The following is a 23734-nucleotide window of genomic DNA, read 5'->3' as shown; positions in this document are numbered from 1 at the left end:
GTCACGCTCCAAGCTTCTCGGTGAGCACGGCGGCGATCCGTGCGAGGGGCTCCGGCCGCGTCATGGCGCCGTGCGTGCAGGTGATGCCGTGCTCCTCGATGCGGCCGTCGACGTACGGGCGCCAGGCGGCCGCGAAAGGCCAGTCGGCGGGCTTGTCGAGGGTGGCGCCGAAGAAGACGGCGTCGCCCCGGTAGCGGTCCGGTACGTGTTCGGCCATCAGCTTGCGGTGCTGTTCGAACACGTCGGGCAGCACCGCGGCGGCCTCGCCGAGGAGTGCGGTGAGGTCGGCCTGTCCGCGTCCGTCTGCCGGGTCGTAGCCGAGTGAGGCGAGCAGCTCGGCGAGGGTGTCGACCGGTTCGTCGGAGGGCGGGGGGCCGTCGGCGCCGTACCGGCCGGGGTCGGCGGGGAGGGCGTCGAGGAGGGCGAGCAGGGCGACCTCCTCCCCCGCCGCCTGCAGCGCGACGGCCATCGCCTGGGCGACGACTCCGCCGAAGGACCAGCCGAGCAGGTGGTAGGGGCCCTCGGGTTGGACGTGGCGGATCTGCCGTACGAAGTCCTCGGCGATCTCGGTGACGGAGGACGGTGAGCCTCCGCGCAAGCCCCGCGCCTGGAGGCCGTGCACCGGACGGTCGGGGTCGAGGTGGCGCAGCAGCCCGGAGTAGACCCAGCTGATGCCCGCGGCGGGGTGGACGCAGAACAGCGGGGCGCCGGTGCCCGTGGCGCGCAGCGGGAGGAGGACGTCCAGGGCGCCGTTCTCGGCGTCGTCGGCGGGCACGCCCGGTCCGTGGTCCGGGGCGAGGCGGCGGCTGAGGGCGGCCACGGTGGGCGCTTCGAAGAGCGCCCGCATGCCGAGGTCGGCTCCGAACGCGCCGCGGATCCGGCCGAGCAGCTTCATCGCGAGGAGGGAGTGGCCGCCGAGGTCGAAGAAGCCGTCGTCGACGCAGACCGGGCCCGGCAGGCCGAGCACCTCGGCGAAGAAGCCGCAGAGCAGCTCCTCCTGGGGTGTCCGGGGGGCGCGGCCCGTGGGCGAGGAGTGGAAGTCGGGGGCGGGCAGGGCGCGCCGGTCGACCTTGCCGCTGGCGGTCAGGGGCAGCGCGTCGAGCGGGACGACGGCCGCCGGGAGCATGTATCCGGGCAGCGACCGGGCGGCGAAGGCGCGCAGTTCGGCCGGGTCGAGGGGGCCGTCCGCCACGACGTGGGCGACCAGGCGGGGGCCGGCGGCGCCGTCGTCGTGGACCGTCACGGTGGCGGCGTGGACCTGCGGGTGCCCGGTGAGCACGTGCTCGATCTCGCCGGGTTCGATCCGGAAGCCGCGGATCTTGACCTGGTGGTCGGTGCGGCCCAGGTAGTCGATCCGTCCTGCGCGGGTGCGGCGGACCAGGTCACCGGTGCGGTACATCCGCTCCCCCGGCGTGAACGGGTCGGCGACGAAGCGCTCCGCGGTCAGCGACGGGCGGCCCAGGTAGCCGCGGGCGAGACCGGCGCCGCCCAGGTACAGCTCGCCGGGGACACCCGCCGGGACGGGGTTCAGGTGCTCGTCCAGGACGAGGGCCCGGGTGCCGAGCACCGTGCGGCCGAGGGCCGGGCGCTCGGTGGCGGCGAAGGGCTGGGTGAGCGCGTCGACGGTGGACTCGGTGGGTCCGTACAGGTTGTGGGCCGTGGTCGCCGGGGCCGCGCGCAAACGGGACCACAGGCTCTGGCCGACCGCTTCGCCGCCCAGCAGCACCACGCGCGGGGCCGGTGCGTCCAGCAGCCCCTCGTCGAGCAGTTGTTCGGCGTAGGAGGGGGTGACCTCCAGGACGCCGATGGACTCGGTCCGCAGGTGCCGTACGAGCGCGGCGGCGTCGCGGCGGACCTCGTCACCGGCCAGGTGCAGTTCGTGGCCGGCGACGAGCCAGAGCAGGCCGTCCCAGGAGGCGTCGAAGCACAGCGAGGCGGTGAGCGCGACGCGTTGGCGGCCGTGAGCGCGGTCGGTGGCGCCGATCGGGCCGGTGGCGCAGCGGTGCGAGGCGAGCAGCGCGGCGAGGGAGCGGTGGCTGACGACCACGCCCTTGGGGCGGCCGGTGGAGCCGGAGGTGTAGATCACGTAGGCGGCGCCGGAGGCGGTGGCGCGGGGCGGGGGGTTGCCGTCGGCGGGAACACCGGTCTCCTCGGCCGGGGCCGCCGGCAGGACGGGCAGACCGGCGAGCAGTCCGGGCAGCGGCCAGCCGTCTGCGGTCACGGCCAGTGCGGGCGCGGCGTCGGCCAGCATCGCGGCGGTCCGGTCGGCCGGGTACTCGGCGTCCAGCGGGAGCGAGACGGCTCCGGCCTTCAGCACGGCGAGCAGGGCGATCACCGTCTCCGCGGAGCGCGGCAGGGCCAGGGCGACCACCGACTCCGGGCCGGCGCCCGCGGCTGTCAGCCGGTGCGCGAGCCGGTTGGCCCGGGTGTTGAGCTCCGCGAAGCTCAGCCGGGTGTCCCCGTGGACCAGGGCTGTCGCGTCCGGGGTGCGGGCGGCCTGGGCCTCGAAGGCGGCGGGCAGCAGCGGCACGGACGGCGGCAGCGCACGCTCCCCGCCCAGGAGCCGCGTGCGCTCCTCCGGGGCGAGCAGGTCGAGCCGGCCGATGCGCCGGTCGGGGTGGGCGGCGGCCTGCGTCAGCAGCCGGCCCAGCCGGACCGCCAGGGACTCCACGGTCTCCCGGTCGAAGAGGTCGGTGGCGAAGTCGATCGCGCACTCCAGACCGGCGGGCGCGCCGTCCGCGTCGAAGGACTCGCCCATCGCGACGCAGAGGTCGAACTTGGCCTCGCTGCCGCCGACCGGTTCGACGGCGGCCGCCAGACCGGCCGGCTCGAACGGTGTTCCGCCGGGACCGCCCGGCGCGCCGCTCCCGGCGCCCTGGAGCAGCAGCATCACCTGGAAGAGGGGGTGGCGGGCCAGTGAGCGGGCCGGGTTGAGCTCCTCGACGAGCCGCTCGAAGGGCACGTCCTGGTGGGCGTGGGCGTCGAGCTGGGTCTCGCGCACCCGGCGCAGCAGTTCGGCGAAGGCCGGGTCGCCGGAGGTGTCGGTGCGCAGCACCAGGGTGTTGACGAAGAAGCCGACCAGGTCGTCCAGCGCCTCGTCGGAGCGCCCGGCGACGACCGAGCCGATCGGTACGTCGGTGCCGGCCCCGAGCCGGGTCAGCAGCGCAGCCAGCGCGGCCTGCAGGGTCATGAACATCGTGACCCGGTGCTCGCGCGCGGTTTCGGTCAGCGCGCGGTGCAGTTCGGCGCCGAGCTGGAGGACGACGCGGTCGCCGCGGTGGCCGCTGTCCGCCCGCCGGGGGCGATCCACCGGCAGGGACAGTTCCTCGGGGAGGCCCGCGAGGGCGTCGCGCCAGTAGCCGAGCTGGCCGGCGGCCAGGCTGTCGCGGTCGTCCTCGTCACCGAGCAGCTCGCGCTGCCAGAGCGCGTAGTCCGCGTACTGCACCGGCAGCGGCTGCCAGTCGGGCGCCCGGCCGTCGCGGCGGGCGGCGTAGGCGGCTGCCAGGTCGCGCAGCAGCGGGTCCATGGACCAGCCGTCGCCGGCGATGTGGTGCAGGACGAGGACGAACAGGTGCTCATCGGCGGCGAGCGGGAAGAGGTGGGCGCGCATCGGGAGTTCGGTGGCCAGGTCGAAGGGCGTGGCGGTGCACTCGGCCAGGGCGGCCGCCGGATCCGCCGGCGGGGCGGTGCGGCGGTCGAAGGCGACCCGGGCCTCGGCGGCCGGGACGATCCGCTGCCGGGGTTCACCGGCCTGCTCGGTGATCAGGGTGCGCAGGATCTCGTGCCGGGCGACCAGGTCGCCGACGGCGCGTTCGAGTGCGTCCGGGTCGAGCGGACCGGTGAGGCGCAGGGCGAGCGGGAGGTTGTAGAGGGCGCTGGGGCCCTCCATGCGGTCGATGAGCCAGAGCCGCTGCTGGGCGAAGGAGAGCGGAAGCCGTTCGGGGCGCTCGGCGGCGGTCAGCGCGAGTCGGGCCGCGGCGCCGTCCAGGCGCTGGACCAGGCCGGCGACCGTCGGTGCCTCGAACACGTCCCGGACGTCGATCTCGGCGGCGAAGACCGCTCGGACGCGGCTGACCAGCCGCATGGCGAGCAGCGAGTGGCCGCCGAGGGCGAAGAAGTCGTCGTCGAGGGAGAGGGGTCCGGGGACGGCGAGGACCTCGGCGAAGAGCCCGCCGAGCAGTTCCTCGCGTGCCGTGCGGGGGGCGCGTCCGCCGGTGAAGAGGTGGAAGTCGGGGGCGGGCAGGGCGCGCCGGTCGACTTTGCCGCTGCCGGTCAGCGGCAGTGCGTCGAGCGGGACGACGGCTGCGGGGACCATGTAGCCGGGCAGTGTCTGGGCCGCGAACCGGCGCAGTTCGAGAGCCAGTTCGGGGCTGGGCGCGGTGACGGCGCAGTGGGCGACGAGGCGGCGGTCGCCGTCGGCGCTCTCGTGCGGGGTGACCACGGCCTGCCGGACGGCGGGGTGGCGGGCCAGCACCTGCTCGATCTCGCCGGGTTCGATCCGGAAGCCGCGGATCTTGACCTGGTGGTCGGTGCGGCCCAGGTAGTCGATCCGTCCTGCGCGGGTGCGGCGGACCAGGTCACCGGTGCGGTACATCCGCTCCCCCGGCGTGAACGGGTCGGCGACAAAGCGCTCCGCGGTCAGCGCCGGGCGGCCCAGGTAGCCGCGGGCGAGACCGGCGCCGCCCAGGTACAGCTCGCCGGGGACACCCGCCGGGACGGGGTTCAGGTGCTCGTCCAGGACGAGGGCCCGGGTGCCGAGCACCGTGCGGCCCAGGGTGGGGTGCTCGGAGTCGGCGTACGCCTGGAGCAGGGTGTCGACGGTGCACTCGGTGGGGCCGTAGAGGTTGTGGCCGGTGGTGTCCGGGGCCTCGCGCAGACGGGTCCACAGCGCCTGGCCGACCGGTTCGCCGCCGAGCAGCACCACGCGGGGCGCGGGAGCGTCCAGCAGACCCTCGGCGATGAGCTGTTCGGCGTAGGTCGGGGTGAACTGGACGGCATCGATGCCCGCGGTGCGCACATGCCGGACCAGGGCGGCCGGGTCGCGGCGCAGGTCCTCGCCGATCAGGTGCAGCTCATGGCCGGCGACCATCCACAGCAGGCTGTTCCAGGAGGCGTCGAAGCAGAGCGAGGCGGTCAGCGCGGCGCGCAGCCGGCCGCGCGCCCGCGCGGGCCCGGCGAAGGTCTCGGCCTCGTGGGCGGCCAGCAGAGCGGCGATGGAGCCGTGGCTCACCACCACGCCCTTGGGGCGGCCGGTGGAACCGGAGGTGTAGATCACGTAGGCGGCGTTCGAGGGGTGGACGCGCACCGGCGGCGCGTCGGCGGGCCGGTCGGCCCAGGTCCCCTCCCCGGCGTCCAGGACCGCGGCGCCGTCCAGGCCGTAAATGACCTCGGGCAGCGGCCAGCCGGCGTGCGTGAGGACGGCCGCGGGCCGGGCGTCGGCCAGCATGTGCGCGGTGCGCTCCTGCGGGTAGTCGGCGTCCAGCGGGAGGAAGGCCGCACCCGCCTTCAGCACGGCGAGCTGGGAGACCACCGTCTCGACGGAGCGGCGCAGGGCGAGCGCCACCACGTCCTCGGGGCCGATGCCGGCGGACCGCAGTCCGTGGGCCAGCCGGTTGGCGCGGGCGTCCAGCTCGGCGTAGGTCAGCCGGGTCTCCTCGAACACCAGGGCGGTGGCGTCCGGTGTGGCCGCCGCCTGCGCCGCGAAGGCGTCCGGGACGAGAGGCAGTTGCTCGGGCAGCGGCCGGTGGCCGCCGAGGAGTCCGGCGCGCTCGTCCTCGGCCAGCAGGTCGGCGCGGCCGATCCGCTGCCCGGGGCGGGCGGTCATCTCCGTGAGCAGTCGGCCGAAGCGGAAGGCGATCGACTCGACGGTCTCCCGGTCGAACAGGTCGGTGGCGAAGTCGATCGCGCAGTCCAGGCCGGCGGGTTCCGTGTCGGGGCCGAAGAACTCCTCCAGCGTCACGTTGAGGTCGAACTTGGCCACGCCGGTGTCGGTCGGCAGGGCGTCGGCGCGCAGACCGGTGAGCCCGGGACCGGCGCCGTCGTCGGACTGGAGGACCATCGCCACCTGGAAGAGGGGGTGGCGGGCCAGTGAGCGGGCCGGGTTGAGCTCCTCGACGAGCCGCTCGAAGGGCACGTCCTGGTGGGCGTAGGCACCGAGGCCGGTCTCCCTGACGCGCCCCAGGAGTTCGGCGAAGGTCGGGTCGCCGGAGGTGTCGGTGCGCAGCACCAGGGTGTTGACGAAGAAGCCGACCAGGTCGTCCAGCGCCTCGTCGGAGCGCCCGGCGACGACCGAGCCGATCGGTACGTCGGTGCCGGCCCCGAGCCGGGTCAGCAGCGCAGCCAGCGCGGCCTGCAGGGTCATGAACATCGTGACCCGGTGCTCGCGCGCCGTCTTCGTCAGCGCCCGGTGCAGTTCGGCGCCGATCGGCAGGACGACGCGGTCGCCCCGGTGGTCGGCCCGGGCGCCGCGCGGCCGGTCGACGGGGAGTGTGAGCTCTTCGGGGAGGCCGGCGAGCGTCTGCCGCCAGTAGGCGAGTTGGCGCGCGGCGAGGCTGTCGGGGTCGCTCTCCGCACCGAGCAGCCGGCGCTGCCACAGCGCGTAGTCCGCGTACTGGACGGGCAGCTCGGCCCCTGCGGGCGCCCGGCCGTCGAGGCGGGCGGTGTAGGCGGCGGTGAGGTCGCGCAGCAGCGGACCCATCGACCAGCCGTCACCGGCGATGTGGTGCAGCGCGACGATCAGCACGTGCTCCTCGGCGGCGACCCGCAGCAGGGTGACCCGTACGGGCGGCTCCGCGGCCAGGTCGAAAGGCCGGCGCGCGGCCCGCTCGACCGCCGCGTCCACCGAATCCCGGGGGCAGTCGACCCGTTCGACGGGGAGCGCGGCGGCGGAAGGGGCGAGGACCACCTGGTGCGGCTCGCCGTCCTGCTCGGCGATGACGGTGCGCAGGACCTCGTGCCGCGCGGTCAGGTCGCCGAGGGCCAGCTCCAGGGCGGCCGGGTCGAGCGGGCCGGTGAGGCGCAGGGCGAGCGGCATGTTGTAGAGCGCGCTCGGCCCCTCCATCCGGTCGATCAGCCAGAGCCGCTGCTGGGCGAAGGAGAGCGGCAGGCGCGCGGGGCGTTCGCCCGCCGTCAGCGCGGGCCGGGCTTGCGCGCCGTCGAGGCGCTGGACCAGACCGGCCACCGTGGGGGCCTCGAAGACGTCCCGGATGCCGAGTTCGGCGCCGAGAACCGCACGCACCCGGCTGAGCAGCCGGGTGGCGAGCAGCGAGTGGCCGCCGAGGGCGAAGAAGTCGTCGTCGACGCCGACCGGTCCCGTGACGCCGAGCACCTCGCCGAACAAGCCGCAGAGGATCTCCTCGCGGGCCGTCCGGGCCGTCCGGCCGCCGGCGGCCGCCGCGAAGTCCGGGGCGGGCAGCGCGGGCCGGTCGAGCTTGCCGTTGACGTTGAGGGGCAGCGCGTCGAGGGTCACGAAGGCCGCCGGGACCATGTAGTCCGGCAGGGCTGCGGCCGCGTGGGCGCGCAGTTCGGCGGGGTCGAGCGGGGTACGGGTGACGACGTAGGCGGCGAGCCGGGTGCCGGCCGCGCTGTCGTGGTGCGGCAGGACGGCGGCCTGCAGGACCTCCGGGTGGGCGGCCAGGACCGTCTCGATCTCGCCGGGCTCGATCCGGAAGCCGCGCACCTTGACCTGGTGGTCGGTGCGGCCGAGGTACTCGACCCGGCCGTCGGGGCGGCGGCGGGCGAGGTCGCCCGTGCGGTACATCCGCTCCCCCGGCGCGAACGGGTCGGCGACGAAGCGCTCCGCGGTCAGCGACGGGCGGCCCAGGTAGCCGCGGGCGAGGCCGGCGCCGGCCAGGTACAGCTCACCGGGGACGCCGGGCGGGACGGGCCGCAGACCGCAGTCCAGGACGTGCGCGCGGAGGTTGGGCAGCGGGCGTCCGATCAGCGGGCGCGGGTCGGCGGTGAGCCGGTGGTGCAGCGCGTCGACGGTGCACTCGGTCGGGCCGTACATGTTGAGGACGACCGTGTCGGGGGCGGCCGCGAGGGCGGCCCAGAGGGTCTGGCCGAGGGCCTCGCCGCCGACCATCAGCAGCGCCGGCGGGCAGCGGTCGAGCAGGCCCTCCTCGACCAGCCGCTCGGCCTGCCCGGGGGTCACGTCGTGGACGTCGGCGCCGGTGCGCTCGGCGTAGCGGACGATCGCGGCGGCGTCACGGCGGGTGTCGTCGTCGAGCATGTGCAGTTCGTGGCCGGCGACCATCCACAGCACGGCCTCCAGGCCCGTGTCGAAGGACAGCGAGGCGCTCTGGGCGAAGCGGAACCGGTGTCCCGGGCGGGGCCGCGGGGCGGCGGCGATGGTCTCGTCGCGGTGGAAGGCCAGCAGGTTGGCGAGCCCGCCGTGGCGGACCACCACGCCCTTGGGGCGGCCGGTCGAGCCGGAGGTGTAGATCACGTAGGCGGCGTTCGAGGGGTGGACGCGCACCGGCGGCGCGTCGGCGGGCCGGTCGGCCCAGGTCCCCTCCCCGGCGTCCAGGACCGCGGTGCCGTCCAGGCCGCGCAGGACCTCGGGCAGCGGCCAGCCGGCGTGCGTGAGGACGGCCGCGGGCCGGGCGTCGGCCAGCATGTGCGCGGTGCGCTCCTGCGGGTGGTCGGCGTCCAGCGGGAGGAAGGCCGCACCCGCCTTCAGTACGGCGAGGAGGGCGACGATCGACTCGGCGGAGCGCGGCAGGGCGAGCGCGACCACGTCCTCGGGGCCCGCGCCGGCTGCGGCAAGGCCGTGGGCGAGCCGGTTGGCGCGGGCGTCCAGCTCGGCGTAGGTCAGCCGGGTCTCCCCGAAGACCAGGGCGGTGGCGTCCGGTGTGGCCGCCGCCTGCGCGGCGAACACGTCCGGGACGAGGGCGTCCGTGCCGGGCCGGCCGGTGTCGTGCCACGCGGCCAGCGCCGCCCGCCCCTCGCGGCCGAGGACGTCCAGTTCGGCGACGGGGCGGTGCGGGTCCGCGGCGACCTGGTCCAGCAGGCGCGGCAGCGCTTCGGCGAGCCGTTCGGCGGTGGCCCGGTCGAACAGGTCGGTGGCGAACTCCAGGCCCCCTTCCAGGCCGGCCGGGCCGCCGTCCGGGTGGTGGCGCTCGGAGAGGTTGAGGGTGAGGTCGAAGGGGGTGGTGGGCAGGCCGAGCGGCTCGTAGGCGGTACGGGTGCCCGGGAACTCGGGGCTCCCGCCGCCGGTGTTGTCGAAGGCGATCATCACCTGGAAGAGCGGGTGCCGGGCCAGCGTGCGGGCCGGGTTGAGCTCCTCCACCAGCCGCTCGAAGGGCACTTCCTGGTGGGCGTAGGCGGCCAGGTCTGCCTCCCGGACCCGGTTCAGCAGCTCCGCGAAGGTGGGGCGGCCGGTGAGGTCGGTGCGCAGGACCAGGGTGCTGGCGAAGAAGCCGACGAGGTCGTCGAGGGCCGGGTCGAGGCGGCCGGCGAGCGGGGTGCCGATCGGCAGGTCGTCGCCGGCGCCGAAGCGGTGCAGCAGGGTGGCGTAGGCGGCCTGGAGCACCATGAACAGCGTGGCTCCGTGCGCGGCGGCCAGCTCGGCGAGGCGGGCGTGCAGGTCCGCGCCCAGCTCCAGCGCGACGACGTCGCCGCGGTGTCCGGCGACCGCCGGGCGGGGGCGGTCCAGCGGGAGCGGCAGCTCGTCCGGCAGGCCGGCCAGGGCCTGGCGCCAGTAATCCAGTTGTTCCGTGAGCCGGGACTGCGGGTCGGTGTCCGACCCGAGCGTCCGGTACTGCCACAGCGTGTAGTCGGCGTACTGGACCGGCAGCGGCTCCCACACCGGCACCGTACCGCCGAGGCGGGCGGTGTAGGCGTCGGCGAGGTCGCGGAAGAGCGGCCGCAGCGACCAGCCGTCGCTGGCGATGTGGTGCATCACCAGGAGCAGGACGTGCTCCTCGGGCGACTCGGGGCGCAGGTAGGCGTGCAGGGGGACGTCGACGGCGAGGTCGAAGGTGTGGCCGACCAGTTCCTGCACGGGGCGGTCGGTCACGGTGAGCAGCGGGGCCGGGGGCTCGGGCAGGATCCGCTGGTGGGGGACGCCGTCGTGGGCGGTGAACACCGTGCGGAGCGTCTCGTGGCGGGCGACGACGTCGCCCAGCGCGCTGTCCAGGGCGGCCGCGTCCAAGGGTCCGGTGAGCCGGAGGGCGAGGGTGACGTTGTAGGTGGCGGCGGGCCCCTCGGCCTGGCCGAGGAACCACAGCCGGCGCTGTGCGAAGGAGACGGGGAGGTGCTCGGGCCGGGGTTCGGGGCGCAGGGCCGGCCGGGCCGTGTCCGCGGCGAGCCTGGCCGCGAGGTCGGCAACGGTCGGGGCCTGGAAGAGGTCTCCGATGGCGAGTTCGGCGCCCAGCTCCGTGCGGGCCCGGCCGATGAGGCGGGTGGCGAGCAGCGAGTGCCCGCCGAGTTCGAAGAAGTCGTCGTCGATGGTGATGTCGTCGATGCCGAGGATCTCGCCGAAGAGCGTGCACAGGGCGTGTTCGCGTGCGTCGCGCGGGGCGCGGCCGTCGGTGTCCGCGCTCAGCTCGGGGGCGGGCAGGGCGCGCCGGTCGACCTTGCCGTTGGCGTTGAGCGGCAGGGCCGGCAGCGCGACCACGGCCGAGGGCACCATGTATCCGGGCAGGGTCTCGGCTGCGAACTCCCTCAGTTCGGTGCCGAGTTCGGGCCGATCCCGGAGCAGCGGTCCGGGCACCGCGCAGTAGCCGACGAGGCGGATGTCACCGGGGCGGTCCTCGCGGGGCACCACGATGACCTGGCGGACGTCGGGGTGGCGGGAGAGCACGGCTTCGATCTCGCCCGGCTCGATCCGGAAGCCGCGCAGCTTGACCTGGCCGTCGATCCTGCCGAGGAACTCGATCGCCCCGTCGGCCCGGCGGCGGACCAGGTCGCCGGTGCGGTACATCCGCTGTCCCCGGGCGAACGGGTCGGCGACGAAGCGCTCCGCGGTCAGCGCCGGGCGGCCCAGGTAGCCGCGGGCCAGTCCGGCCCCCGCCACGTACAGCTCGCCGGGGACGCCGGGGGGGACGGGCCGCAGCCGGGCGTCGAGGACGTGGGCGCGCATGTTGTCGAGCGGGGCGCCGATCGGTGGCCGGGGCCCGGAAAGATCGGCGGGAGTGAGCTCGTGGTGGGTGGCGAAGGTGGTCGCCTCGGTGGGCCCGTAGACGTGTGCGAGCAGCAGGTCGGGGCAGTGGTCGAGGACGCGCCGCATCAGGGCGGCCGAGGCGGCCTCACCGCCGGTGCAGACCGTCCGCAGGGCCCGGAAGGTCTCCGGTGCCTGTTCGGCGACCAGGTCGAACAGGGCCTTGGTGAGGAAGACGGCGGTGACGGCGTGCCGGGTGGCCACCTCCCGCAGCGCGGCGGCGTCCAGACTCCCGGGCGGCGCGAGCACCACGGTGGCGCCGTGGAGCAGCGGTGTCCACAGCTCGTAGGTGGCGGCGTCGAAGGCGTGCGGGGAGTGCAGCAGGATCCGCTCGTGCCGGCCGTCGCGCCAACGGCGGTCGGCGGCCAGGTCCACGACGTCGCGGTGGCGGACCGCGACGCCCTTGGGGGTGCCGGTGGAGCCGGAGGTCAACATCACGTAGGCGAGCCGGTCGGGGTGGACGGGAAGGCCGGGGTCGTGCGCCGGCCCGGCCGGCTCCTCTCCGGGCCGGACCACGACGGCGGTGTGCGCGAAGCCCGGGTCGGCGCGGTCGGTCAGCAGGACGGGGGCGGAGGTGTCGGCGAGCAGCGCGGCCATGCGCTCCGGCGGCAGGCTCGTGTGGAGGGGTACGTAGCATCCGCCGGCCTTGAGCACGGCCAGGGTGGCGACGACCAGGTCGACCGAGCGCTCCATGAGCAGGGCGACCGGGGACTCCGGTCCGACTCCGCGGGCGATCAGGTGGTGGGCCAGCCGGTTGGCGCGGGCGTTCAGCTCGGCATAGGTGACGGTCCCGCCGTCGTGGGCGAGGGCGACCGCGTCCGGGGTGCCGGCCGCCCGGGCCTCGAACAGCTCGGGCAGCGAGCCGTACGGGACGGGCGCGGCGGTGGCGTTCCACTCCTCGCGCAGGCGGTCGTGCTCCTCCGGGGCGAGGATGTCGAGCGAGCCGATCGGCGCCTCGGGGTCGGCGGCCGCGGCGGCCAGCAGCAAGCCCAGGCGCTCGAGCAGGGTGGTGACGGTGGCGCGGTCGTAGAGGTCGGCCGCGTACTCGACCGATCCGGTGAGCCCGGCGGGAGCACCGTCGGGGGTGCGGAGCTCGGTGATGCCGATGTTGAGGTCGAACTTGGCGACCCGCAGACCGAGCGGCTCGGGCGCCGACACCAGCCCCGGCAGGCCGAGTTCGCCCTCCTCGTGGTTCTGCAGGACGAGCAGGGTCTGGAACAGCGGGTGGCGGCCGAGGGCGCGGACCGGGTTGATCTCCTCGACGAGCCGCTCGAACGGCACCTCCTGGTGGGCGAACGCGTCGAGCTGCGACTCCCGGACCCGGCCGAGGAGTTCGGCGAAGGACGGGTCGCCCGAGGTGTCGGTGCGCAGGACCAGGGTGTTGACGAAGAAGCCGACCAGGTCGTTCAGCGCCTCGTCCGAACGGCCCGCCACGCCCGTGCCGAGCGGGATGTCGCTCCCGGCGCCGAGCCGGGTGAACAGGGCGGCGAGGCCGGCCTGCAGGACGGAGAACAGGGTGGCGCGGTGACGGCGGGCCAGAGCGGTCAGCGCGGCGTGCAGCTCGGGTCCGTAGCCGAACGGCACGGCGTCGGCGGCGCCGGTCGGAGCGGGCGGACGGGGGCGGTCGACCGGCAGGTCCAGCTCCTCCGGCAGCCCGGCCAGCACGCCCCGCCAGTAGTCGAGCTGGCGGCTCATCAGGCTGCCCGGGTCCGATTCCTCGCCGAGCAGGTCGCGCTGCCAGAGCGCGTAGTCCGCGTACTGGACCGGCAGCGGCTCCCAGTCCGGGGCGGAGCCGTCGAGACGGGCGGTGTAGGCCGTCGCGAGGTCGCGCAGCAGCGGGCCGAGCGACCAGCCGTCCGCCGCGATGTGGTGGAGTACGAGGAGCAGCACGTGCTCGGTGGAGTGCCGGTCGGGGTGCTCGGTGGGCGGTTCGGCCGAGGGAACGGCAGGGAGCTCGGCAGGAGCGAGCGAGAAGACCGTGACCCGCACGGGCAGTTCGGAGCTCAGGTCGAAGGCGTGGGAGGCGGCCTCATCCCGCAGGGCGGGATAGTCGGCCGGTGCGCACCGCACCGTCTCGAAGGCGATCCGCGCCTGGGCGGACGGCACGATCCGCTGCACGGGAACCCCCGCGGCCACCGGAAACACCGTGCGCAGGGCCTCGTGCCGGGCGACCACGTCCGCCGTCGCGGCGCGCAGCGCCCCGGTGTCGAGCACACCGCGCAGACGCACCGCGAACGGCAGGTTGTAGAGCGCGCTCGGTCCTTCGATCTGGTCGATCAGCCAGAGACGCTGTTGTGCGTACGAAACCGGGATCACGGTGCTTCCTCTGCTCACGTCACGGCTCGGATGGTGTGCGGGGTGCCCTCAGGCAAGGACCGCGGTGGTCGGCTGGACCGTGGGCCGGCAGTCCCCGAGGTCGACGGGGCAGCCCATCGCGACGGCGATCTTCCGGTCGCCGCTGAACGGGTCGCGGCCGTGTGCGCAGAGCACGTTGTCGACCAGCATCACGTCGCCGACCTGCCAGGTCTCCCGGACGGTGGCGGCTTCGTACGCCGCGTGCAGGGCGTCGACGTCCTCCCGGGTCAGCGGTTCGCCGTCGCCGAAGCCGGTGTTGAACGGCAGCCCGTCCGGGCCGAACTCCTCGGCCATCGCCTCGCGGATGTCCGGGTCGAGCGACCACTCGCTCCAGAAGGCCAGGTGGTTGAACCAGACCTCCTCCCCGGTCACCGGGTGGTGGATGGTGGCGGAACGCAGCTGCCTGGTCGCCAGGTTGCCGTCGGGCCGCCATTCCCAGGCGATCCCGTTCTCCCGGCAGTACTCCTCCACGTCGGCCCGCTCCTGCGTGCCGAAGGCGGTCCGCCAGCCGAGCGAGAGGTAGTCCGAGTAGCTGCGGGTGAGCGTCCAGCCGGAGGACCGGCCCCGTTCCGCGAGGTGCTCCGGCAAGGCCGCCAGCACCTTGCGGACGTCGGCCGTGGGGGTGGCACCGCCCACCGCGGGGGCGGTCAGGCAGGCGAAGAGCAGCCGGCCGGGGAAGGTCAGGGTGTAGCTGTTCTCGTTGTGCATCCGGATCGACTGCGCGGGCGGCAGGTCGGTGGACGAGAAGACGCCGTCGCCGAAGTCGCTGCGCGGGGTCGCCTTCTCCCGGTACGGCGTGGGCTCGGGGATCAGCACGTCCCGTACGGCGGCGACGTCCGCGCTGTCCGCCACCGGCAGGCCGCGCAGGAAGAGCGTGCCGTGCTCGTGCAGGGCCGCGGTCAGCGCGGCCTCGTTCTCCTTCAGCCACGCGCAGGCCCCGGCGAGGTCGGCCGTGGCGGGCACCCGGGCCAGGGCGGGGCGGCCGGGGTTCAGCTCCCAGGTCGGCATGGCGGCGCTCACCGCTGGTCGAGGGTGGCGAGCAGGCTCGCCGGGCGGATGTCCGTCCAGTTGGTCTCGATCCAGTCCAGGCACTCCTGGCGGCTCGCCTCGCCGTGGACGGTGGTCCAGCCGGCCGGCACGTCGATCCAGACCGGCCAGAGCGAGTGCTGGTTCTCGTCGTTGACCAGGACCAGGTAGCGGGCGTCGTCGTCCTCGAACGGGTTGCTCATGGTGGTCTCCGTAAGGTGAGAGGTGTTCCGGGGGTGTGTTTCGAAGGTAGGGGCGCCGATCGGGGCGCAGGGGCACAAGGTCCGGCAGGAGAGCGGCAGTTGCGCGGGATCGCAGGGAGGGCTTCCTGCCGCTGCCGTGTCGGGCGCGGCGGTCAGCGGGGGGTGAGGCGCACCGGGAAGTGGTCCAGGCCGAAGTTGATGATCGAGCGGTTGTAGCGGACCGGTCCGGTCGGCTCGATGACGGCGGCCTTCTCCAGCGCGGCCGAGTACAGCGCGCTCAGCTCGGCCTTGGCCAGTGGCGCTCCGATGCAGTAGTGGGCCCCCAGGCCGAGCGCGAGGTGCTTGTTGGGGGACCGGTCGAGGCGGATCTCCTCCGGCCGGTCGAAGGCATCCGGGTCCCGGTCGGCGGACCACACCCAGACCGCGACCCGGTCGCCGCGCCGGATCTGCCGTCCGCCCAGCTCGACGTCCCGGGTGGCGGTGCGCAGGGTGTGCAGGCCCACCGAGGTCCAGCGCAGCAGCTCGTCCACGGCCGAGTCCATGGAGACCTCGCCGCGCTGCAATCGCCGCCACAGGTCGGGGCGTCCGACGAGGGTGTGCAATCCCATGGCCGCCGTGTGCCGTACGGTCTGGACGCCGCCCACGACGATGTTGTCCAGGTTGAGCACCACGTCCTCGATCGGCAGCAGCCGTCCGCCGACCTTGTACGTGGCCATCATGGAGATCAGGTCGTCGCGCGGGTCGGAGCGGCGCAGCATCACCTGGTGCAGCAGGTAGGGGATCAACTGCTGGTGTCCGGCCCGGCGTTCCTCCGGCGTCCGCCCGAGGAAGGCCGCGTCGCAGACCCGGACCACCATGTCCCGGTCCTTCTCGGGGACGTCCAGCAGGTCGCACATGACCGCGAGGGGCAGCGCGGAGACCACGTCGACGAGGTCCACCTCGCCCTGTTCGACGGCCCGGTCGAAGAGTTCGGCGGCCCGTTCGGCGATCGAGCGGGCGGCGCCGCGCACCCCGCCCTTGGAGAAGAACGGGTTGGCCGGTGCGCGCAGGTCGCGGTGGCGCGGCGGGTCGGTGAGGGCCATCATGCGGCCCGAGCCGACCGGCACCTTGCCCTCGCCGGAGCCCAGCAGCGAGCCGGACTCGGAGCTGAAGACGGCCGCGTTGCGCAGCACGTCCGCCGATTCCCGGTAGGTGAGCACGGACCACACCGGGCCGTCGTCGGCGGTGTCGGTCAAATGGACGGGCGCCTCACGGCGCAGTTCGGCGATCAGGGCCGGGGTGTCGGGCCGGGCCCACAGGTCGGGGTCGGTGAGGTCGGTGGTCGCGCGGGTGGCGGTGAGGTCGGTGGTCGCGCGGGTGGCGGTGAGGTCGGTTGCGGTGCTGGTCAGCATCACTGCTCCTTGGGGTCGTCTTGGCAGGGGGCGGCCGCCCGGCGGCCGGTCAGCAGCGCGGTCAGGACGTCGACCGGACCGGGCAGGTCGACGGTGGCGAGGAGGTGGCCGCCGGGGACGACGCCGTGGCCGAACGCGCCGCGGGTGTGGGCGGCCCAGCCGGAGAGGCCGGCGGGGGCGAGCATCGGGTCGTCGGCGCCGGCCAGTGCGTGGATCGCGGAACCGATCGGCGTGTGCGGACGGTGGCGGTACGTGGCGCTGACCGCGAGGTCGGTGCGCAGGGCGGCGAGGGCCAGCTCGGCCAGGGCCGGATCGTCCCGGACGACCTGCTCCAGGCCGGTGAGGCCGAGGAGTTCGGGTGCGTCCAGGTCCCTGGTGGTGCGCGCGGTCCAGTCGGCGGGGCAGGGTGCGCCGACCGCGACCACCAGCTCGGGGCGCAGACCGGCGGGCAGTGCGCGGGCGACCTCGTAGGCGAGCAGCGCACCGAAGCTCTGCCCGTAGAAGGCGAACCGGCCGCCGTCACCGCCGGTCAGGTGCGGGGTCAGCGCCTCGGTGACCACGTCCACCAGGGCGTCGAAGTCCGGTGGCATCGGGTGCCGGGTGCGGCCGCCCCGGGCCGGCGGGCGCAGCGCCCAGACCTCGGCGAGGGGAGCCAGGGCGCGTGCCAGCGGGGTGTAGGCGGTGGCGTCGCCCCCCGCGTGCGGGAAGCAGAACAGGCGGACGGGGCGGTGCGGTTGCGGCGCGGGGACCAGGAGCCAGTCCCCCTCGGTCCGGGGGCGTGCGGTCCGCGCGGTACGGGAGCGGGCGGGGGTGGTCCCGGTGGTCCTGGTGGCCGTCGCGGCCGCCGTCGTCGCCGTGGTCACGGTCGTCGCCGTCGTCACCGTGGTCGCCGTGGTCGCCGTGGTCGCCGTGGTCGCCGTGGTCGCCGTGGTCGCCGTGGTCGCCGTGGTCATCGGACGGCCTCCCGGCGGGCGGTGAGGGCGGGCCGGGCGGCGGCCGGGCCCGCCTCGGCGGCGCGCCGGACGGCGGCGGTGAAGCCCGCCAGGTCGGCCGCGTCCAGCAGGTCGCGGAGGTGGATCTCGACGTTGAGCCTGCGGCGCAGCAGGTGGACCACGCGCAGGGCGGCGAGCGAGTGCCCGCCGAGGGAGAGGAAGTCGTCGGTCGGCTCGACGCCGGGGAGACCGAGCACGGTGCGCCAGACCTCGGCGACCTGCTCGTCCACTCCGCCCGCGGCGTCCGGTCCGGTGGCCGCCCCCGAGGCCGCCGGCTCCGCCGCCGGGGCGGGCAGGGCGCGGTGGTCGACCTTGCCGTTCGGGGTGAGCGGCATCGCGTCCAGTACGGTCACGGTGGACGGCACCAGGTGGGCGGGCAGGGTGCGGCGCAGCTCGGCCAGCAGCTCGGCGGGACGGACGGACCCACCGGTGACGTAGCCGGCCAGCCGGTGGTCGCCCGGCGCCGCCTCGTGGACGGCGACCGCCGCCGCGGCCACCCCGGGGAGGGCGCCCAGGGCGTGCTCGACCTCTCCGGGTTCGATCCGGAAGCCGCGCACCTTGACCTGGCGGTCCGACCGGCCGACGTACTCCAGGAGGCCCTCGGCGGAGCGGCGGGCCTGGTCCCCGGTGCGGTACATCCGGGCGCCCGGCTCCGCGCCGAACGGGTCCGCGACGAACCGGCCCGCGGTCAGGCCAGGGTGGCCCGGGTAGCCGTGCGCCAGGCCGGGCCCGGCCAGGTACAGCTCACCGACCGCGCCGGCGGCCGTCACCGGGGTGAGCCGGGTGTCGAGCAGGTAGGCGCGGACGCCGGGCAGCGGCTCGCCGAGGTGCGGGCCGGGGCCGGTGACCGGGGCGGTGATCGCGTCGACGGTGCACTCGGTGGGCCCGTACAGGTTGAGCGCGTCGGTGCCGGCGTCGGCCAGTTCGCGCCAGGTCCGGGCGGGTACGGGCTCGCCGCCCATGAACAGCCGCGGGACGCGGGCGCCGGCCAGCGGCTCGCGCAGCAGCTGCCAGTGCGAAGGGGTCAGGTCTAGGTCGGTGACGCCGTGTTCGGCGAGGAGGCGGACGAGACGGGCGGGGTCGGCCCGCCGGGCGTCGTCGACCACCACCAGGGTGTCGCCCCGGCAGATCCGGATCCACTGCTGGACGGAGGCGTCGAAGGACACGCTGGCGTTCCAGGCCACGACGCCCGGTTCGGGGCGGTAGGCGCCGCTGAGCTCCAGGGCCGCGGCGAGGTCGGCGACGGCGCCGTGGGGGACCTCCACACCCTTCGGGCGGCCGGTGGAGCCGGAGGTGTAGATGACGTAGGCGGAGTCCAGCGGGTGCGGCGCGAACGCGGACGGCGGGCCGTCGGCGTCCGGGGCGTCGGCGTCCGGGCGCAGCACCGCGACCCCGGACGGTACGGGCGGCGCGGCGTCCGTGCTGACCACGGCGGTCAGGCGGGCGTCGGCGGCCATGAAGGCGATCCGCTGCGCCGGGTAGGCGGGGTCGAGCGGGACGTACGCGGCGCCGGCCCGCCAGGTGGCGAGCAGGGCGACCGGCAGGTCGCGGGTGCGGGCGAGGTGGATGCCGACCCGGTCGCCCCGTCGGACGCCGTGCGCCCGCAGGGCGCGGGCCAGGGCGGCGGTGCGGCGCTCCAGGCCGGCGAAGTCGAGGCTCCCGTCGACGGCGTGCACCGCGGGCCGCCCGGGGTGCGCGGCGACGGCGGCCCCCAGCCGGGCCAGCAGGTCCCCGGCGGCGGCCGGGACCGGGGCGGGGGTGGGCGGCTCTGCGTAGGTGGTCATGCGCGGGTGCTCCTCTGTGGTGGGGTGGGGTGGGGCGAAAGGGATGGATCAGGACCTGCGGACGCCACGCCGGCGGGGCGGGGCCCGCGCGGCGACGAGGTACGACCGTCCGGCGTGCGGTCGCCGCTGCCGCCGGCGGGGGACGGCGTGGCCGCCGGCCGCGGACGCGGGGTGGGGGCCCGCCGCGGGCGAGCGGTGGCGTCAGGCGTCGGCGGCCAGGCGGGCCAGTGCCGTCGTGTACGCGTCGATGAACTCCTCCGCCGTGGCGTCGTCCACCAGCGCGCGCTGGTGGTCCACGGCGAGCAGCACGCGGTGCGACACCGGGTCCTGGATGAGCGAGGCGCCGAACGCGAAGCTGTTCGGCTCGTGCCGCAGGGTCGGCTCGCAGCCGATCCGGCCGTCCTCGATCCGGGCCGCGCTGAGCCGGCCCAGCGCGTGGAACCGCAGGAAGCCGAACTGGCTGTCGAGCGCGGTGTCGGCCATCATCCGGGCCAGCCGGGCGAACGGCACCCGGCGGTGCGGCATCATGTCCAGCTCCTCCCGGTGCACGTGCCGCACCAGCGCGGCCAGGTCCTCGTCGGGCTCGGCGACCAGCGGAACGGTGTTGAGGAACAGTCCGTACACCTCGGTGCCGCCGAGCCGTTCCAGCCGCCCGTTCATCGCCAGCCCGGTGGTGACCCGGCGGCGCCCGGTGATCCGGGCCAGGGCGTGCAGGTGCGCGGCGAGCGCGACGGACTTGACCGGGACGGCGAGCGCGTCGGCGACGGCGCGCAGTTGCCCGGGGGCGTCGGGCAGCACCCGCTCCACCGTGCGCGGCAGCTCGTGGACGTCCTCGCTGCCGGGCCAGAGCTGGCCGGTGGCCCCGTCGAGCCGCTCCTTCCAGTACGCCAGGGACTCCTGGTCGGCGGCGGCCGCGCGTTCCACCGCGACGAAGTCGCGGAAGGCGGTGCGCGGCGGCGGGGCGGGCGCGGACGCCGGGTCGGCGGCGAGGGCGGTGTGCCGTTCGAGGATCTCGGTGAGCAGCGAGGTGAAGCTCCAGCCGTCGAGGATGGCGTGGTGTTCGGAGATGGTGAGCTGGAAGGCGTCGTCGGCCAGCCGCTGCACGGTGATGCGGAAGAGCGGCGGTTCGGTGAGGTCGAAGGGCCGGTCGCGGTGGTGGGCGAAGACGGTGCGGACGCTGTCGTCCTGCTCCGCCGCCCCGGCCCCGCGCAGGTCCGCGAACTCGACCGGTACCGGCAGCGTGCCGTGCACCAGCTGGAGCGGTTCGCCGTAGCCGGAGAGATCGAGTCCGGTGCGCAGGACGGCGTGCCGGGCCATCGCCTCCCCGACCGAGCGGCGCAGGGCGCTCTCGTCGAGGTCGCCGGTGATGCGGTAGGAGTTGACGTTGTGGTAGCTGTCGGTGCCGCCGGCGACCTCCATGTGGAAGACCATGGACAGCTGCATCGAGACCATCGGGTAGGCGTCGGTGATCGAGGCCGGCAGGTCGGCCCGGTCCTCCTCGGAGATCAGCGCGAACGGCCGGTCCGCGGCCGGGTCGGCGTCCACCGGGCGGGCGAGCGGCAGGAGTCCGGCGACAGTGGGCGCGTTGAAGACGTCCCGCAGGGTGACCTGCCAGCCCCGGTCGTGCAGGGCGCCCGCCAGCTGCACGGCGCGGATGGAGTCCCCGCCGAGGTGGAAGAAGTCGTCGTGGACCCCGATCCCCCCGACCCCGAGGACGTCCGTCCAGACGGCGGCGAACAGCTCCTCCTCGGGCGTGCGCGGTTCGACGTGCCGGCCGGCGGCCGTCGGCGCCGCCCGGTCGGGGTCGGGCAGCGCGGCCCGGTCGACCTTGCCGTTGACGGTGAGGGGCAGGGCGTCCAGCACGGTGACGCTCGCGGGGATCATGTACTCGGGCAGCGAGCGGCCGAGGAAGGCCCGCAGGTCGCCGGGCTCGGCCGGGAAGCCACCGGTGACGTACGCGGCGAGCCGGTCGTCGTGCACGGTGACCACGCAGGCGTCCACCCGGGGGTGGGCGGCGACGGCGTTCTCGATCTCGCCGAGCTCGATGCGGAAGCCGCGCAGCTTGACCTGGAAGTCGGCGCGGCCCACGTATTCCATCCCGCCGCCCGGCAGCCGCCTGGCCACGTCGCCCGTCCGGTAGAGCCTGGCACCGGGCGGTCCGTACGGGTCGGCGACGAAGCGGCCGGCGGTGAGGCCGGGGCGGCCCCAGTAGCCGTGCGCGAGGCTGCCGCCGCCGATGTACAGCTCGCCGAGGACGCCGGGCGGGCAGGGGCGCAGCCAGTCGTCGAGGACGAGTGCGGTCAGGTGCGGCATGGGTTCGCCGACGAGGCTGCGTTCGAAGCCGGCGCCGCCCTCGGCGACGTCGTGCGTGGTGACGTGGACGGTGGTCTCGGTGATGCCGTAGAGGTTGCACAGCCGGGCGGGCGGCAGCGGGTCGAGGTCGTGCCAGCGCTGGACCACGCCCGGGTCGAGCGCCTCCCCGCCGAGCATGATCCAGCGCAGGGCGGGCAGGGCGCGGGGGCGGCGGCGCAGGGCCGGCTCCAGCTGGCGCAGTGCCGAGGGCGTGAGGCAGAGGTGGGTGACCCGTTCCTCGTCGAGCAGTCCGGCGAACTCGTCGGGCGAGCGGCTGGTGAGATGGGGGACGACGACCAGGCGGCCGCCGTGCAGCAGGGCGCCCCAGAGCTCCCAGACCGTCCAGTCGAAGGCGTAGCTGTGGAACAGGGTCCACACCGTCTGCGGTCCGAAGGCGAAGGGATCCCGGCCGGAGTCGAGGAGGCGGCTGACGTGCTCGTGGGCGACGGCGACGCCCTTGGGGCGCCCGGTGGAGCCGGAGGTGAAGATGAGGTAGGCGAGGTCTCCGGGGTGGCCGGCGAGCGGGGGCCGGTCCGCGGGCCGGGCGGCGATCTCCCCGGCCCGTGCGGCGAGGTCGAGCGTCTGCCAGGGGCCTTGCGGTACCCGGTCGGACCGGTCGGTGAGGACGACGGTGACGGCGGTGTCGCCGAACACCAGGGCCGCCCGGTCGGCGGGGGCCGCGAGGTCGACCGGTACGTAGGCGGCGCCGGTCTTGAGGACGCCCAGGATCGCGGCCGGTACGGAGGCGGTGCGCTCCAGCAGCAGCCCGATCCGGTCGCCGGGGCGCACCCCGCGGGCGAGCAGGGCGTGGGCGAGCCGGTTGGCCCGGCGGTCGAGTTCCGCGTAGGTCAGGGTGGCGTCGCGGTCGCTGACGGCGGGCCGGTCGCCGTGCTCGTCGGCGGCCCGCTCGAAGAGGTGGTGCAGGCAGGTTCCCGGATCGAGCCGGGCGGGGCGGTGCGGCCGCCCGCCGGAGGTGAGCCGCAGGACCGTGGCGTCGGGGTCGGTGAGGGCGGCGTCCAGCAGGCCGGTGTAGTCGGCGGCGAGCCGGCGCACGGTGTCGGCGTCGAAGAGGTCGCTGCTGTATTCGGCTTCGCCGCGCAGCTCCCCGCCGTCGGTGCCTTCGAAGACGGACCAGGTGAGGTCGAACTTGCTGGTGCCGTTGGAGCGGACGGTGCGCTCGGCGGTGGTGCCGGAGCCGAACGCGAGGGGGGTGCGGTCCTCGGCGTGCGCCCCGAACACCACTTGGACCAGGGGCGGGTGCTGCGGGGTGCGGGCGGCGCCGAGTGCGTCGGTCAGCTGGTCGAACGGCAGGTCGAGGTAGCCGAAGGCGTCGAAGGCACCGTCCTGGATCCCGCCGAGCAGCCCCCGGAAGGTGGCGTCGGGGGCGAGGCGGATGCGCAGCGGCAGGAGGTTGACGAAGTAGCCGATGACATCGGCGAGTTCGGGCCGGTCACGGGTGGTGACCGGTGTGCCGACGAGCAGGTCGTCGGCGCCGGTCCAGCGGCCCATCAGCAGGGCGAACGCCGCGAGCTGGACGGTGAACGGGGTGACGCCCTCCTGTTCGGCGAGCGCCCGGACCCGGGCCGCTGTGCCGGGAGGCAGGCCGAACGGCTCGGTCGCGCCGAGCCTGCTGCCCTCCGCGGGCCGGGGCCGGTCGCCGGGCAGTTCGAGCAGGGTGGGGGCGCCGTCGAGGCTCTGCTTCCAGTGGGTGAGGTGCTCTTCGTAGGCGGTGTATCGCTCCTCCCGCGCCCAGTCGGCGTACTGGAGGGGCAGCTCCGGCAGGAGGGGGGCCCGGTCTTCGCACGACGCGCGGTAGAGCTCGGTGAGTTCGCGCTCGAAGAGCTCGGCCGACCAGCCGTCCCAGACGATGTGGTGGACCGTGAACAGGAGCGTGGTGCGGTCGTCGGCGAGCCGGAACGCCTCGGCGCGCAGCAGGGGTCCCGTGGTCAGGTCGAACGGCGCGGCGGCCCGTTCGGTGATCAGCTGCTCGGCGCGTGCGTGCCGCCGGTGTGCGGGCAGGCCGCGGAGGTCGGTGACGGCGAGCGGCACGGCGAGGGCGGGGTGGACGTGCTGGCGGGGGCCGTCGGGGTGGAGGGCGAAGGTCGTGCGCAGCGCCTCGTGCCGGGCGGTCACCCCGTCGAGGGCCCGCTGGAGCAGTCCGAGGTCGAGCGGGCCGGTGACGTCGTACGTCCAGGGCGTGGTGTAGGTGGCGGCCTGCGGGTCCCACCGGTCGAGGAACCACAGGCCGCGCTGGAGACCGGAGAGGGGCGCCTCACGGACCGCACCGGCGGGCGGGGGCACCGGGGCGGCGGGGGCGGTGGAGCCGGCGGTGGGCGCGGTGGCCCCTGAAGCGTGCGCGGTGGCCGGCGCGGCCGGTTCCCTGGCCGGGTGGGCGGTCTGCGGTGCGGCGGGCAGGTCGGCGGACGGGTTCACGGCCTCGTTCCCTTCGTTCGGGCGGATCCACTGGCGG

Annotated in this window: 7 protein-coding genes; all 7 read right to left on the bottom strand. The window is 75.4% G+C overall.

The genetic code is table 11. The features are described 5' to 3' along the window. Position 1: 1 nt before the first annotated feature. The gene (locus tag AC07FY_RS04870) at positions 2 to 13495 is read right to left on the bottom strand and encodes a non-ribosomal peptide synthetase (RefSeq protein ID WP_479000444.1); all 13494 of its coding nucleotides are present in this window, start codon (positions 13493 to 13495) and stop codon (positions 2 to 4) included. A gap of 30 nt (positions 13496 to 13525) precedes the next feature. Next, a complete protein-coding gene (locus AC07FY_RS04865; RefSeq protein WP_479001557.1) occupies positions 13526 to 14524 on the bottom strand; it encodes a TauD/TfdA family dioxygenase in 999 nt (332 codons plus the stop codon). A gap of 8 nt (positions 14525 to 14532) precedes the next feature. After that, positions 14533 to 14745 (bottom strand): MbtH family protein, encoded by a 213-nt coding sequence (locus tag AC07FY_RS04860; RefSeq protein WP_479000442.1) that lies wholly within the window; start codon positions 14743 to 14745, stop codon positions 14533 to 14535. Between the two features lie 152 nt (positions 14746 to 14897). Continuing rightward, complete coding sequence (locus AC07FY_RS04855; RefSeq protein ID WP_479000439.1) at positions 14898 to 16136, bottom strand: cytochrome P450; 1239 nt, start codon at positions 16134 to 16136, stop codon at positions 14898 to 14900. Further along, complete coding sequence (locus tag AC07FY_RS04850; RefSeq protein ID WP_479000436.1) at positions 16136 to 17089, bottom strand: thioesterase II family protein; 954 nt, start codon at positions 17087 to 17089, stop codon at positions 16136 to 16138. Before AC07FY_RS04850 ends, AC07FY_RS04855 begins: the two co-directional genes overlap by 1 nt. Continuing rightward, entirely contained in the window at positions 17086 to 18912 is a 1827-nt protein-coding gene (locus tag AC07FY_RS04845) for a non-ribosomal peptide synthetase (protein WP_479000433.1), read from the bottom strand. The genes AC07FY_RS04850 and AC07FY_RS04845 overlap by 4 nt, the downstream gene beginning before the upstream one ends. Positions 18913 to 19113: 201 nt before the next feature. After that, positions 19114 to 23697, bottom strand: a complete 4584-nt coding sequence (locus AC07FY_RS04840) for an amino acid adenylation domain-containing protein (RefSeq protein ID WP_479000430.1) — start codon at positions 23695 to 23697, stop codon at positions 19114 to 19116. Between the last annotated feature and the right edge of the window lie 37 nt (positions 23698 to 23734).

The organism is Streptomyces sp. NPDC045967 (assembly GCF_056430495.1).
Note: the sequence above shows the minus strand (reverse complement) of the source record. Positions and strands in the feature narration are given on the sequence as shown.